At 69.9% G+C, this 14,230-nt stretch carries 13 protein-coding genes; 1 reads left to right on the top strand and 12 read right to left on the bottom strand.

Annotation, left to right across the window (positions count from 1 at the left end):
* Positions 1-36: 36 nt before the first annotated feature.
* The 10 genes from B4M60_RS05175 to B4M60_RS05130 are packed head-to-tail and all read right to left on the bottom strand — an operon-like array spanning position 37 to position 10,510.
* Positions 37-1,032 carry a DDE-type integrase/transposase/recombinase gene (locus B4M60_RS05175; protein ID WP_291080943.1) on the bottom strand — a complete coding sequence of 332 codons (996 nt, stop codon included), beginning with the start codon at positions 1,030-1,032 and terminating at the stop codon, positions 37-39.
* Positions 1,033-1,058: 26 nt separating this feature from the next.
* Complete coding sequence (locus tag B4M60_RS05170; RefSeq protein WP_291080941.1) at positions 1,059-1,445, bottom strand: hypothetical protein; 387 nt, start codon at positions 1,443-1,445, stop codon at positions 1,059-1,061.
* Positions 1,417-2,541: a glycosyltransferase gene (locus tag B4M60_RS05165; protein ID WP_291080939.1), complete on the bottom strand. Its 1,125-nt coding sequence runs from the start codon at positions 2,539-2,541 to the stop codon at positions 1,417-1,419. The genes B4M60_RS05170 and B4M60_RS05165 overlap by 29 nt, the downstream gene beginning before the upstream one ends.
* Positions 2,538-3,980: a lipopolysaccharide biosynthesis protein gene (locus B4M60_RS05160; protein WP_291080937.1), complete on the bottom strand. Its 1,443-nt coding sequence runs from the start codon at positions 3,978-3,980 to the stop codon at positions 2,538-2,540. The genes B4M60_RS05165 and B4M60_RS05160 overlap by 4 nt, the downstream gene beginning before the upstream one ends.
* A gap of 10 nt (positions 3,981-3,990) precedes the next feature.
* The gene (locus B4M60_RS05155) at positions 3,991-5,100 is read right to left on the bottom strand and encodes a DegT/DnrJ/EryC1/StrS family aminotransferase (RefSeq protein WP_291080935.1); all 1,110 of its coding nucleotides are present in this window, start codon (positions 5,098-5,100) and stop codon (positions 3,991-3,993) included.
* Positions 5,100-5,723, bottom strand: a complete 624-nt coding sequence (locus B4M60_RS05150) for a NeuD/PglB/VioB family sugar acetyltransferase (RefSeq protein ID WP_291080933.1) — start codon at positions 5,721-5,723, stop codon at positions 5,100-5,102. Before B4M60_RS05150 ends, B4M60_RS05155 begins: the two co-directional genes overlap by 1 nt.
* Positions 5,720-6,856 (bottom strand): DegT/DnrJ/EryC1/StrS family aminotransferase, encoded by a 1,137-nt coding sequence (locus B4M60_RS05145; protein ID WP_291080931.1) that lies wholly within the window; start codon positions 6,854-6,856, stop codon positions 5,720-5,722. The genes B4M60_RS05150 and B4M60_RS05145 overlap by 4 nt, the downstream gene beginning before the upstream one ends.
* The gene (locus B4M60_RS05140; protein WP_291080929.1) at positions 6,853-7,848 is read right to left on the bottom strand and encodes an NAD-dependent epimerase/dehydratase family protein; all 996 of its coding nucleotides are present in this window, start codon (positions 7,846-7,848) and stop codon (positions 6,853-6,855) included. Before B4M60_RS05140 ends, B4M60_RS05145 begins: the two co-directional genes overlap by 4 nt.
* Positions 7,845-8,948, bottom strand: a complete 1,104-nt coding sequence (locus tag B4M60_RS05135) for a Gfo/Idh/MocA family protein (protein ID WP_291080927.1) — start codon at positions 8,946-8,948, stop codon at positions 7,845-7,847. Before B4M60_RS05135 ends, B4M60_RS05140 begins: the two co-directional genes overlap by 4 nt.
* Positions 8,948-10,510 carry a sugar transferase gene (locus tag B4M60_RS05130; protein ID WP_291080925.1) on the bottom strand — a complete coding sequence of 521 codons (1,563 nt, stop codon included), beginning with the start codon at positions 10,508-10,510 and terminating at the stop codon, positions 8,948-8,950. The genes B4M60_RS05135 and B4M60_RS05130 overlap by 1 nt, the downstream gene beginning before the upstream one ends.
* Before the next feature lie 383 nt (positions 10,511-10,893).
* Between B4M60_RS05130 and B4M60_RS05125 the strand changes: the two genes are divergently transcribed.
* Complete coding sequence (locus B4M60_RS05125; protein ID WP_291080923.1) at positions 10,894-12,033, top strand: AI-2E family transporter; 1,140 nt, start codon at positions 10,894-10,896, stop codon at positions 12,031-12,033.
* Between the two features lie 10 nt (positions 12,034-12,043).
* On the opposite strand, the gene B4M60_RS05120 is transcribed toward B4M60_RS05125, so the two are convergent.
* Together B4M60_RS05120 and B4M60_RS05115 are read right to left on the bottom strand one after the other, a co-directional pair.
* Positions 12,044-13,717: a serine hydrolase gene (locus tag B4M60_RS05120; protein WP_291080921.1), complete on the bottom strand. Its 1,674-nt coding sequence runs from the start codon at positions 13,715-13,717 to the stop codon at positions 12,044-12,046.
* Between the two features lie 112 nt (positions 13,718-13,829).
* Positions 13,830-14,230, bottom strand: a 401-nt coding sequence (locus tag B4M60_RS05115) for an LLM class flavin-dependent oxidoreductase (RefSeq protein ID WP_414646736.1), incomplete at its 5' end; no start/stop codon positions are given.

Genomic DNA, 14,230 nt, shown 5'->3' with positions numbered 1-14,230 from the left:
AGATGTGTATAAGAGACAGCTGTTGAGTCAGTGGTGCTAGTTGGCGGGGAGTTCTTCGTCGGGGAGGTTGATGCCGACTTTCTCGGCTGGGCGTGGGGTGTGGGGTCGGGCGCGGAAGCGTTCGGGATGCCGCTCGTAGTAGCTCTGCAGGGCGCGGTCGCGGCTGGACCAGGCGGTTTTCCAGGTGCCGTCGCCGACTTGCGCTGGGGAGAACAGGGCGATCCCGGAGTGTTTGTGTTCGTGGTTGTACCAGGTCACGTAGGTCGTGAGGTAGTCGCGGGCGGCCTGGAGGGTGTCGAACACTTTCGGATAGCCGGGTCGGTACTTCATGGTGCGGAACCCGGCTTCGGAGAACGGGTTGTCGTTGGAGACGTAGGGCCTGTTGTGCGACAAGGTGATGCCTTGACTGCCGAGGAAGGTCCCGAGGGCGTTGGACTTCATCGCCGGCCCGGAGTCGGCGTGCACCACCGTCGGAGCCCCGCGGGCGGCCACGGCGTCGGCGAACATCTCGACCGCCAGGTGGTCGGCTTCGCGCTTTTCGACCCGCCATCCCACGATTTCGCGGGAGAAGATGTCGGTGATTTTGTAGGCCTTGAACACCACCCCGCGCCACGGGGTCAGCAGGTCGGTGATGTCCCAGGACCAGGCCTGATTCGGCTCAGTCGCGGTCACCACGGGTGCCTGGCGCGGGGTGCGCGGGCCAGCGCGTTTGCGGGGCACCTTTGGGCGCAGCGCCTGCTGCTCCAGGTCCGCAGCGACCCGCCACCAACTGCGACGCGAACCGAGCATCACTTCGTCGTCCCAGGCTGAGGCGAAGGAGTGATCAGCCGACTCGCCGCGGGCCCAGCCGGCCAGAATGTGCTCGCCGATCTGCTGCCGGTCGGCCGGGCTGATCCGGGACTGGTAGGCGCGGTCTGCCTGCGGGATCGGGGCGGGTTTCGCCGGGCGCGGGCTGTGGCGGTAATGCCAGGTGCCCCGCGATAGGCCAGCCAACTTCAACGCCTGGCGTTGCGACCCGGTGATCTGCCGCAAGGCCGCGACCAGCTCGTTCTCGCAGGTCAGGAACTGGGTGGCTCGGTCGTCTCGGGTGTGGCGGGCCCTTGCGCGTTCAGCTGATGCAAGAGCCCGATAGCTTTTCCCAAGGCCTCGTTCGTCGCCTCGAGCTCCCGGATACGTGCTCGCAGCTTCTCGCTGTCAGCGTCGGATTGGGCGTCTTGATTAGCGATATGGCGCCGTTGGTCGAAAGGGGTCATCAGCTTACGATCCCGCGGAATGTAACCCTGGTCCAGATCACCGTCGAACACAGCAACACGCCACCGCCGGAACTGGCCCATCGTGAACGACTGCTCCTTGATCCACGCCGCCTTCGTCCCAAAGGGCTGACGTTCGTACTCGTACACAAAGGAACGCAGTTCCTCATCGGTGTAACCGGCAGCGATACCCATGACCGGACTCCAATCTGCTCGCGGTCGAGTGACTCACAAACAGCTTGGCAAAGAGGGGGGAGAAGCGATCGGCCACCAGCCGCCGACCGAAGTCCCCGAGTCGGGCGCGACGCGGAGCGCCGGAGAGTAGCGGCGCCAGCTCGTTCCTCAGGCGCGCGGCACCCGCGGCGGAGCCCTCGCCGATCCCGTACCAGCCCGTCCAGAGGAACTGGTCCGCCGACGCCGGCGTCAGGGTCCGCCAGAATCCGTTCTCGCCCTGGACCACGAGCGGCGTGCCGTAGGCGAGTGCGCGGAGCGCGGAGCCCCCCATGCCCAGGGAGATGTCCGCCGCCGCGTAGGCGGGGCGCGGATCGTCCAGCGGCCCGGTGAGGACCACGGTCCCGGCGCCGTACCGTCGATTGGCGGCGTCGGCCGCGCGCTCGACCTCCCCTCGCGCGGGACCGTCTCCCACCAGGATCAACCGCGCCCCGGTCGCGTCCGCCAGCGCGCCGACGACCTCGATCGCGGTGAGAATCCCCTCGAGCTTGAGTTCGTGCGCGAACCGGCCCACGCTGACGATGTTCAGCCCGGTCCCGTCCAGACCGAACCGCTCCCGGAACGCCGCGGCACCGTCGACGAGCGACGGGTCGTTGAACTCGAGATCCACTGGTGGCTCGAGCAGGTGCGTTCGATGGCGACCGGCGGCCCTCTCGTATTCCCGCATCTCGGCGGTCCCCACGACCAGGGGGACGCTGTGGGGTATGAACGGCGGCACGGACATCGACATCACCGTCCCCACCACGGTGAGGGATCGGCTGCCCGCCGCGGCGAGGACTCCGTCCAGGATCGGCGGCCACTCGTACCCGTGGATCACGTCGATGTGGCGGCGCTCCGCCAATTCGGCCAGGGCCCGCGCGGCGGGGATCGAGGGACGCCTCCCCTGCGGGGGCGCCTCGACGAATTCCAGGCCCAGCTCGTCGATCCGCTGCCGGAGCGGGCCCGAGCGGCCGAACACCAGGGTCTCGTGGCCCCGGTCGCGGACCGCGGCGGCCAACTCGATCGCGTTCAGCTGGCTGCCGCCGATCCCCAGTTCATGCGGGTGGACGATGATCCTCACGCGGGCACCTCCTCGAGGACGTCGGTGCTCCGGAGCAGGTGGAGGTGGGTCCTCGACGCCCACGCCAACGCGCCGGTGATCGCCAGGGTGACCACGCCCGCCGTCGTCACCGCGACGAGGGCCTGCGGGTGACCCTGCGCAGCGGCGCGACTCCCAGCCCACACCAGCGTGCCGCCGGCCACCGGGACGAGGGAGGTGCGGATCATGGCGCCCAGCCGTATTCCCGCACCGTGCAGCGCCCACCCGTAACAGACGAGGAGGACGAGGATCGCGACCGCGCACTGCGCGGCGGCGACGCCGACGATCCCGTGGCGGGACCCCACCACGAGCGCGGGGACCAATGCGGCGAGCCAACACACCTGAATGGTCATGAGGGCGACAGATCGACGCTTGACGGCGAGGAAATCGTACGAGAGCTCAAACGCGATGCGGACCGCCGCCTGACACGCGAGCCACTGCAGGGCGGGCGCGGCGGGGGCCCAGATCTCCCCGTACACGAGCGTGACGACGGGTTCCGCCGCACCGGCCAGGAACGCGCAGGCGGGCAGCGCCAGAACCAGCACCAGGCGGAACGCCGATCGGAAGTTCCGGTCCATGAGCCGGGCGTCGTGCTGGATGCGGGCGAACGCGGCCGGTGCCACCGCCCTGATCGGCTGGGAGAAGACGGTGACCGGCCAGCTCGCGAGGTTGAACGCGAGCAGGTAGAAACCCAGCGCCTGGGTGCCGAGCCTGTTGCCGACCACGAGTTGATCCGCGTACGCGACCGCAAAGACGACCAGGCTGGATCCGGCCAGCGGGATTCCGAACCTCAGCAGCGGCCGCACCACCTCCCGGTTCCAGCCGAGGCTCAGTCGAGACGGCGACAGCCGGATCAGCATGCCGGTGAAGACGATCGCCGCCACCGCCCGGCCGACGGCGAGGCTCATCGCCCCCAGGCCCACGCTCGCCAGGGACACGGAGAGCACCGCGCCGAGCCAGATGTTGACCTGGTCGGCGGCCGCGCGACGACCCTGCTGGTAGTCGCGTTGGAGTAGCGCCGCCGGTGTGGCGGCCACGCCGTTCAGCGGAACGCACACGAGCATCAAGCGCACGACACCCGTCGCTCCAGGGTCGCCCATCGCGGCGGCGAACGCCGGGGTCGCGATCCAGGCGGCGACGAACACGGCGAGGCTGGTGACCACGGAGATCGTCGTGACGGTCGGAGCGATCCGGGAGGGATCCTCCTCCCATCGCACGATCGCCAGGCTGACCCCCAGTTCGTTGAAGCTCAACACGGCGGCGAGGGCGACGAGGGCGACCGCGTAGGTGCCGAGCTCGTCCGGCCCCAGGATCCGGGCGATGACTATCGAGATGAACAGCGTCCCGAACTTGCCGACGGCGGTGTTGCCGAAGCTCCACAGCAGCGCCCGGCGCGCCCCGGGCTGCCCGCTGGTGGTCATCACGAGCCCGTCAGGTGGACACCGCGGCGGCCAGGGCCTCCGCGGTGCGCTCCTGCTGCTCGGCACTGAGGTGCGGGAACATCGGTAGCGAGAGGATCCGTGCGGCCGCGCGTTCGGCCACAGGGAACTGCCCCGGCCGGTAGCCCAGCGGCGCGTACGCCTTGGTGAGCGGCACCGGGGTCGGATAGTGGATCCCCGTGCCGATCCCGGCGTCCGTGAGAGCGGTGATGACCTGGTCCCGCCTCTCGACCTGCACCACGTAGAGGTGCCAGACGTCGATATTCCCCGGGCGCGTCTGTGGGAGCCTGACCCCGGGGGTGTCCCCGAGAAGCCAGCGATAGCGCTCGGCGGCAGCGCGGCGCGCCTCGTTCCACCCCTCCAGGCGCCGGAGCTTGGCTCGCAGCACGGTCGCCTGGATGGCGTCCAGTCGCGCGTTCATTCCCACGTGGTCGTGCGAGTACTTCACCGAACTGCCGTGGGCACCGAGGTTTCGGACCAGCGAGGAGACCTCTGGGTCCCTGGTCATCACCGCACCGGCGTCCCCGGCCGCGCCGAGGTTCTTACCGGGGTAGAAGCTGGTGGCGGAGACGGGGGCGATCGCGCCGGCCCGGCCGGCCGGACCCGACGCGCCCTGAGCCTGGGCCGCGTCTTCCACGATGGTCAGGCCGTGCTTGTCCGCGATCGGCACGAGCGCCTCGAGCGGAGCCGTCTGCCCGAACAGATGCACCGGGACGAGCGCGCGGGTTCGTGCGGTGATCGCGGCGTCGACGCACTGCGGATCGATGAGGAGATGGTCCGCGTCGACGTCGACGAAGACCGGCACCGCGCCGATCCGTGAGACCGCCTCCGCGGTCGCGATGAAGGTGTTGGCCGGCATGATGACCTCGTCACCCGGGCCCACCCCCGAGGCGCGGAAGGCGAGTTCCAGGGCGTCGGTGCCGTTCGAGACGCCCACGACGTGCGGTACCCCGAGGTAGTCGGCGTACTCCGCCTCGAACGCGGCCACCTCCGGGCCGCCGATGAAGCCTCCGGTGGCCAGCTGGCGCCGCCACACCGGCAGCACCTCGTCGGCGATCTCCGCCGATTGTGCCGCCAGGTCCAGGAACGGAACGTGGTTCATCACCCTCTCCTCTCCACTCGACGCGCCGGCACCCCGGCCCACGTCTGGTCCCTCGGCAGGTCGCCGAGCACCACCGCCCCCATGCCGACCGTCGTGCTTGCCCCGATCGAGCGGCCGGGATGGACGGAGGCATTCATTCCGATGTAGGCGGCTTCGCCGATGTGGACGCCACCGCCGAGCGAGGCGCCGGCGGCCAGGGTCGCGAAGTCGGCCACCCGATCGTCGTGCGTGATCGTGCAGTTCGGCATGATCACCACGTGGCGGCCCACCTCGGCGTCGGCGGTGATCACGACGCCGTCCAGCAGGATCGAGCCGACGCCGACCGTGCTGGAGGACCCCACCACCGCCGACCGGGCGACGAACGTGCCGTACCGCTCGGGGCCGATGCCCATCTGCGCGAGTGCGGTGACGACACGCTGCCTGGCCGTGCTGGGACCGATCGTGATGAGCAGCTGTTCGGGGCGACCGGCCGCGGCCGCCACCGCACCGAGTACCGGAGTGCCCGAGACGCTCCTTCCGGCGAGGGCCGGATCGTCGTCGAGGATCCCGACCGCCGTGAGGCCCGCGGCGAGCACCTCGCGCGCGAGTCCGCCGGCACCCACCAGGAGCAGTCCCGCCGTCATGCCGGTGCCGGTGCGCGTAGGACGTCGATGACGCGGTCCTGCTCGTCGTCGGTCATCTGGTGGAAGACCGGCAGGATCAGCGTTCCCTCGTGCAGCCGATCCGTCGCGGGCAGGCCGTCTTCCGGGGTGAGATCGCTGTACGGAGGCTCGCGATGGGCCGCCATGATCCCCCGGCGTGCCGAGATGTCGGCCGCGGCCAACGCGCCGAGCAATCCGTCTCGGTCGGTGGGGTAGGGGGCCGAGACCTCCACCCAGAAGGACTGGAAGTTGCTCGTCCCGTGTTGCGGATCGGCGACGGCGCGCAGGCCGTCCACCTCGGAGATCGCCGCCGAGTAGCGGGCGGCGATCTCCCGGCGCCGGGCCACGATGTCGGGCAGCCTGCCGAGCTGCACGCGCCCCATCGCCGCCTGCAGGTCGGTCATCCGGAAGTTGAACCCGACCTCGGGGTAGGTCTCGGCCGCCGGCAGCGTGGAATGGTGACGCTCGGCCGCCGACACCGACATGGCATGCTCGCGCAGCTGGCGGGCGCGGTCCGCCCACTCGCGGTTGCTGGTGGTGAGCATCCCGCCCTCGCCGGTGGTCAACAGCTTGCGGGGGTGGAACGACCAGGTCGCCAACACCGCCCCGGCGCCGACGGGTGCGCCCCGGTAGGTGGAGCCGGCGCCGCAGGCGGCATCCTCCACCACCACGATGTCGCGGGGATCGGTGACCGCCCGGATGGCGTCGAGATCGACGGGCACGCCGCCCTGGTCGACCACGATCACCGCGCGTGTCCGCGGGGTCAGCGCGGCCGTGACGGTTTTGGCGGTGACGTTGCCGCTGTGGGGGTCGACGTCAGCGAAGACCGGCTCCGCTCCGACGTAGCGAGCGGCATTGGTCGTGGCGATGAACGAGAGGGACGGCACCACCACCTCGTCGCCCGGACCGATCCCGGCCACGATCAACGCCAGGTGCAGGGCGGTGGTGCAACTGGAGGTGGCCACCGCGAAGTCCGCCTGCATCGCGGCCGCGAACTCCTCCTCGAAGGCGATGACGCGTGGGCCCTGCGCCACCCATCCGCTGCTGATCGCCTCGGCGACCGCGTCGATCTCCTCCTGGCCCAGCCAGGGCTTCATGACGTTGATGCGATTCACGACGCACCCGGCTTCCGGCCCGCGGCGATCTCCTCGCGCAACGGTGCCCACCACTCCACGAGCCGGCGTAGGCCGTCCTGCAACCCGATCGTGGCCTCGAACCCGAGGTCACGCCGGGCGGCCGTGGTGTCGGCCAGGCGGCGAACCACACCGTTGACGGCGCGCTCCTGTCCGAACTCGATCTCCAGGTCCGAATCCATGACGTCGAGCAGCATCTCGGCGAGGTCGCGCAGACTGGTCTCGGTGCCGCTCGCGACGTTGTAGGTTCCCGCGGTGATGTCACTCGCCGCCGCGAGGATGTTGGCTCGCGCGATGTCCGGGACGCAGACGAAGTCCATCGTCTGGTGGCCGTCGCCGAAGATCAGTGGCGGTCGGCCGTCCGCGATCCGCTCCATCCATCGCACGAGCACCTCCGTGTAGACGCCGTGCACGTCCATGCGGGGCCCGTAGACGTTGAAGTAGCGCAGCGCCACGTAGTCGAGCCCACTCATCGCGCGGAAGCTCTTCAGCAGACCCTCGTTGAAGGTCTTCGCCGCGCCGTACAGCGTGTCGTTGTTCTCGTGATGATGGCGCTCGTCGGTCGGGAAGACCTCGGCCATCCCGTAGACGGACGCGCTGGATGCCGCGATGAGTTTGTCCACACCGTGTCTGGCGGCGGCGTCGACGACGTTGAAGGTCCCGTCGACCATGACTTCCAGGGCCAGGCGCGGTTCCTCGGCGCATTGCGTGATGCGGATGGCCGCCTGGTGGAAGACGACGTCCTTCCCGGCCGTCACCTCGTCGACCAGGGCTGCGTCGCGGATGTCGCCCTCGATGAAGTTCACCCGCCCACTCGCGAGGGCGGCGTCGAGGTTGGCGCGCCGCCCGCGCACGAGGTTGTCCAGGACATCCACCCGGGCGACGCCGGCTGCCACGAGCTGATCGACGAGAGTGGAACCGATGGTCCCCGCGCCACCCGTCACCAGGACCTGTGCACCTTCGAGCCTTGTCATACCATCTCCTCCACCTTGGGGACCCCGTGCTCGACGGCGACCGGCATGCCGCCCTTGGCGAGGCTCTGTGCGGCCGCCTCCAGGACGGAGAGCACGCGGAGACCCGACCCGCCGCTGGTGCGCGCCGCGCGACTGCCCCGGATCGCGGCCGCGAACTCCGTCGCCATGTTGGCCAGCGCCTCCTGCTCCGCCAGCGCAGGCGCCCACATCCCCCCGAGCCGGTACGAGACGGTCGCCGGGGTCACGTTCGCCTCCGTGCGCGACTGCGACTCGAGGTCGATGCCCCGGTCGTAGACGCTGATGCGCTGCTGGGGGTTGAGGTCGTCCCAGACGATGGTGCGCAGAGTGCCGGCGATCACCATCCGCCGGATCTTGGTGGGGCTCAGCCAGTTCACGTGGACGTGGGCGATCCCACCGCTTCCGAGTGGCAGGGTGAGGTAGCCGACGCACGCCTTGCCGGTGTCGAGCGGGTCGGACCCCACCGCGGAGACCTCGGTCATGTCGAGCCCGTCGGTGAGGATGAAGTCGAGGATCGACAGATCGTGCGGGGCGAGATCCCAGAGGACGTCCACGTCCGGCTGGATCAGGCCGAGGTTGATCCGGACGCTGTCGATGTAGAGGATCTCGCCGGTCTCGCCCGACGCGATGAGGTCGCGGATCTTCAACACGGCCGGCGTGTAGCAGTAGGTGTGGTCGGCCATGAGCACGAGACCGTTGCGTTCCGCGGCCTCGTACATCTCGACCCCGGCACCCCTCGAGTCGGCCAGCGGCTTCTCGACCACGACGTGTTTGCCGTTCCCGAGCGCGGCCGTGGCGATCTTCGCGTGTGTCCGTGCGGGCGTCGCGATCGCGACGGCGTGGATCGTGGGATCGTCCAACACCTCGTCCAACGACGACGTCGACGCAGCGCCGACGCGGTCGGCCACGACTCTCGCGCGCTCTCCGTCGAGGTCGCACACGGCGGCCAGGTCCCAGTCGGGGCTCTGCGCGAAGTTCCGGGCCAGGTTCGGCCCCCAGTATCCGGCGCCGACAACAGCGATCCGCAGTCTCTCAGCAGGCATCTCGTCTCTTCTCGCGTAGTCCGGGTTCAGGCGGGACATCAGTAGGCTCCGTCGCTGGAGAGCACGGCCCGAGCCGTACGCCACAGGATCGCCAGATCCTGCATCAGCGACCAGTTCTCCACGTAGTACAGATCCAGGCGCACGGACTCCTCCCACGTGAGGTCCGATCGCCCCGACACCTGCCACAGTCCGGTCATCCCCGGCTTGACCAACATCCGTCGGGAGACGCGGCCGTCGTACTTCTCGACCTCCTCCGTCAGTGGGGGACGCGGGCCGACGATGCTCATGTCCCCCGACAGGACGTTGAACAGTTGCGGGAATTCGTCGAGGCTGTACCGACGGATCCACTTCCCGACGCGTGTGACCCGCGGGTCGTCCCTCACCTTGAACAGGACCCCGTTGCCGTCGTCGGATCCGGCCAGCGCTGCGCGTCGAGCGTCGGCGTCGACCACCATCGACCGGAACTTCCACATCCGGAACGGCTCGTTCTGGTATCCGATACGAGTGGCGCGATAGAAGACCGGGCCACGGGAGTCGAGCTTGATGGCGACGGCGACCGCCAGCAGGACCGGTGACAGCGCGAGTAGGAGGACCGCCGCTCCCAGCCGGTCCGAGATGGCCTTCCAGAGCCGAACCGAGTTCTTGTACTGCGGCCGGCTGATGTGCAGCAGCGGCAGACCCGCCATCGGCCGCATGAGTACGCGTGGGCCGGAGACGTCGACCAGACCCGGGGCGACGAACAGTCGGACATCCAGCTCGTCGAGTTCCCAGCAGAGTGCCTGCATCATGGTGGGACCCAACATGTTGGCCGCCGTGACCGCCACGGTGGTCGCGCCCGACGTCTTCACGGCATTACTCACGGAATCCCAGTCTCCGACGATCGGGACGCCCAGCTTGTTCGTCGGGTCGCTCTCGGCGTGGCCGAGGGCGCGTTCCGGGCGCGCGCACAGGCCGACCACCGTGTAGCCGAATGCAGGCGTCGCCGACAGGCGTTCGGCCAGCGCGGAGGAGGAGTCGACCGATCCCACGATGAGGAGTCGCTCCAGCGCCTCGCCCCTCGAGCGACGTGCCGACAGTCGACGGCGCCAGAACCAGCGAGTCACCAGCAGGCCGACGCTCCCGAGCGGAAGTGCTATCGCCTCGAATCCTCGCGCGATCTCCGGCCGGAACAGCACCTCGACGATGGCCAGCCCGCCGAAGAGCCAGAACGACGCCCTGGCGACTCGGCTGTACTCGTCGGTCCCCGCCCCGAACACGCGCGGGTCGTAGCTGTTGGTCAGACGAAGGCATCCCACCCAGATCGCGCCGAGCGTGACCGTCACCAGCACCAGGGGCACGTTCCGATGCATGATCGCGATCCCCTGGGGTTCGATCCCGAACCTCAGGAAGTAGGCGACGATCACGGCCAGGCTCACCACGATCGCGTCCGACCACCACAGGTTGTGACTGTAGGGGGAGGCCCAACCGTGGTCGTGGCGATGGAACAGTCCCCGCCTCGCGGCGGTCGGGTGTTCTGCGGAGCCCGGGGCGGACGGTATCTCGTGGTGCAACGCCGGTCCCGCGTGCGCGGGTTCCGTTCTCCGGAGAGGTGTGGATGTCATGGGATGGGCCCTTGCGTGAGGTAGTCAGCCTCGACCGAGGCCAAATAAGCGTCTTCCCACACGGTTGTTAACGTCAAGGACTTTGGTGAATAGTTACTTACCAGAGATACGAGAAGCCTAGTGCTGCTTGTTGTTTGGTGAGCAATACAATTCTGACCTGGGGAATCGTCGGGGACGTGTCGCGGAAAAGCTGAGCCTGAGAGGGGTCTGTGTTATAAGCCGGGCTAATTGGACAGGGCTGTGGTGAGGATGTCGGGCCTCGCCCGCGGAATCGGGCTCGCGTCCGGCGTGACGCACGTGGTGCAAAGTGAGGCAAGTGGCGGCGGGGTTCGATGTACCCTCGATGCAGCCCTGCTCCGAGGGCGCTCGGAACAGGAGGGGCGATGGCCCGCACTGACGCGTCCGACCAGTCCGTGGTGGACGTCCCCGCTCCGCACGAGGAGCCCAAGGGCTGGGGGATCGCCGCCGTCACGGTGGTGTCCCTGGCCGCTGTGGTCGTGGTGCTCTGGGGGATCTCCCAGCACGCGAACATGATCATGCCGGCCTTTCTCGCCCTGAACCTCGTGATTGCCGCCCAGCCCCTCCAGAAGTCGCTCGAGCGCGCCGGACTGCCCAGGTGGGGCGGGATGATCATCGTCCTGCTGGTGCTCTATCTGGTCCTGGCGGCGCTGGTCGGCATGCTCGTGTGGGCGCTGTGGATCGCCGCCGAGGAGATCCCGCAGTACCAGGACAAGTTCGTCCAGCTCTACGAGCAGACCATCGAGTTCCTGGGCACCTTCGGCGTGAGTCAGGAGCAGGTGTCCTCGAGCCTCCAGGGCGTGTCTCCCGGCACGATCATCGGCACCGTGCAGAACGTGGCCGGGCAGCTGTCCTCGGCGGGGGGCCAACTCACGGTGCTCGTGATCGCGCTGACGTTCCTCGTGTTCGACATCCCCGGCATCACCCGCCGACGAGCCGTGATCGCCCGCCAGCGACCCCGGCTGGCGGACGCGCTCAGCTCGTTCACCGACGGGGTGAAGTCCTACTGGATCGTCTCCACCGTGTTCGGCCTCATCGTGGCGGTCATCGACGTGGGGGCGCTGATGATCCTCGGGGTGCCGCTGGCCCTGGTCTGGGGCGTCCTCGCCTTTGTCACCAACTACATCCCCAACATCGGGTTCGTGCTGGGCCTCGTCCCGCCGGCGCTCTTCGCGCTGCTCACCGGCGGCCCCGGCGACGCCCTCTGGGTGGTGGTGATCTACAGCGCCATCAACCTGGTCATGCAGAGCTTCATCCAGCCCAAGTTCACCGGCGACGCCGTGGGGCTGACCCCCACCGTTACGTTCCTGTCACTGGTGTTCTGGTCCGCGGTGGCCGGCGCGCTGGGCGCGATCCTGGCCGTCCCGCTGACGCTGGCGGTCAAGGCCTTCCTCGTGGACGCGGACCCGCGGATGCGGTGGTTCTCGACCTTCCTCACCACTCCCGACGCGGATTCCAAGAGCGACAGGCGGCGGGCGGCCAAGCTGGTCGCGGCGGGCACCTAGCGGGAGCGGGTCAGGCGCCGGGATCCGCGGGTTCGTCGACCCGGGCGAAGGTGCCCAGGCCGTTGCCGTCGAGCAGGGCCACGGTGACCCCGTCGCCGTCGAAGGTCACGCTGCCGCGCGAACCCGGCGTCCAGTTCTCGCTCTCCGGGCTCACGGCAAAGGTGTCGCCGTCCCAGTGCTCCATCGGCCAGACCAGGGGGCCGGGGCCGACGGCGAGCGAGAGCCCGTCGCCGGAGCCGGCGTCACCGCGGCGCACCTCGATCGTCCCGAAGTAGTCGTTGCGGTAGGACCCCACCAGCTGGTCGAGGGGCCGCGGCGGCTCCGGGTCCGTCGGGCGTCGCGCGCCGGCCAGATCGCCCACCGGATCGAGCAACCCCGCGAACGCCTTCCCGTAGAGCGCGCCCCAGTCCAGCGTCGGGTCCCCGTACTGGGCGAGGTCGGCGAAGCGGGAGTTGATCGTCTCCGCCACCCCGATCGGCGCGGCGTTGGTCAGCGTGATGATCCCCAGGTCGAGCGAGGGCACCATGAGCATCGCGGTGCCCGCACCCAGGGCGAACGCGCCCGAGTGGCTCCACTGGACGCGGCCGGACGAACTGGTGCCGACGTTGAACCCGTAGCCGTAGGAACCGGGGCGGTCCGCCGCGGCCTGCGGCGGCGAGGAGACGCTCTGCGGGGTGAGGGCCTCGCGCAGCGCCCCGGTCGGGACCACCTGCGAGCCGTCGGTCGCCTTGCCGTCGTCGAGCACCATCTCCATCCACCTCGCCATGTCGGTCACCGACGAGCTCAGTCCGCCCGCGGGGGCCTGGGCGTCCGGGTCGCGGCCGGGCTCGGTCGGGACCCAGCCGCCCGTCGACTCGCCCGACTCGTCCGATTCCCCGGTCGCGGTGTCCGGGGTGCGGACGTGGCCGACGACCCGGTTGTCCCGGGCGAGCAGCTCGTCGTGGGAGAACGAGGTGTCCCGCATGTCGAGGGGGTCGAAGACGCGCTCGCGGGCGAGCTCGTCCCAGGGCGTGCCGGCGGCGACGGCGACGGCCTCCGCGCCGGCCGTGAGCCCGAAGTTGGTGTACGCGTAGGAGGCCCGGAACGGGGTGACCGGGAGGTGGCGGAGCCCGTGCAGGATCGCGGGCCGGTCGTAGCCGAGGTCCTCGAGGTCGTCGCCCGCGTGCTCCGGGAGCCCGGAGCGGTGGGCGAAGAGGTCGCCCACCGTGACGATCGGGGAGACCCGGGGGTCGGAGAGCGCGAACCACGGGAGGTGGTCGCGCACCGGGGTGGACCAGTCGACCTCGCCCCGGGCGCTCTCCGCGGCCACGACCGTGGCGCTGACGGACTTGGAGATGGACGCCATCGGGAAGACGGTGCGCGCGTCCACGGGTGCGCCGGTCCGGGTGTCGCGGACGCCGAAGCCCTCGGCCAGCACCACCTCCCCGCCGTGGACCACCGCGACGGCGGCGCCGGGGATGCCGGACGAGTCCAGCTCCTCCTCGACGATGTCGGTGACCTTCCCCACGGCGTACTCGATCCGGTCCTCCTTCACCTCGAGCCCGGAATAGGCGGAGGGGCTCTCGTCGGGGCCCGGCTTGGGGATCGGGGTGCCGCAGGCGCCGAGCACCGCGACGGCCATCCCGAGGGCCGTCAGACCGAGCGCCCGGGTCCGGCGTCGGGCGGAGTCCATGGCGTTGGTCATCTTCCGAGGTTAGCCCCCCGCTCGCCGGGCGCGTTCCCAGTTTGCGGTCCACGCCTCGGCTCCGCCCATGAGCTGGCGCTCGAGCTCGGCGCCGTCGGGCCCGGCCTCGGCGTCAGAGCTGGCGCGCGACCTCCGAGGCGACCAGCTCGAGGTGGTCGAGGTCGGACATGTCCAGCACCTGGAGGTAGACGCGGCGCGTGCCGACGGCGGCGTAGCGTCCGATCGCGTCCGCCACCTCCGCCGGGGTGCCGGCCGCGCCGTTGGCCCGGAGTTCGTCGACGTCGCGGCCGATGGCGTCCGCCCGGCGGGCGATCTCCGCTGGGTTCCGGCCGCAGCACAGGACGAGGGCGGCCGAGCGGACGATCTCCCGCGGATCGCGGCCGTGGGTGGCGCAGGCCTCGTCGACGCGGCGGTACTGCGCGGCGACGGTGTCCACGTCGGCGAACGGCACGTTGAACTCGTCGGCGAAGCGCGCGGCCAGGTCGGGCGTGCGGCGCGTGCCGTGGCCGCCGA

Source organism: Dietzia sp. UBA5065 (genome assembly GCA_002415925.1).
Lineage (GTDB): Bacteria > Actinomycetota > Actinomycetes > Mycobacteriales > Mycobacteriaceae > Dietzia.
The sequence above is the reverse complement of the archived record's forward strand: the minus strand, read 5'-3'. Positions and strand labels throughout refer to the sequence as shown.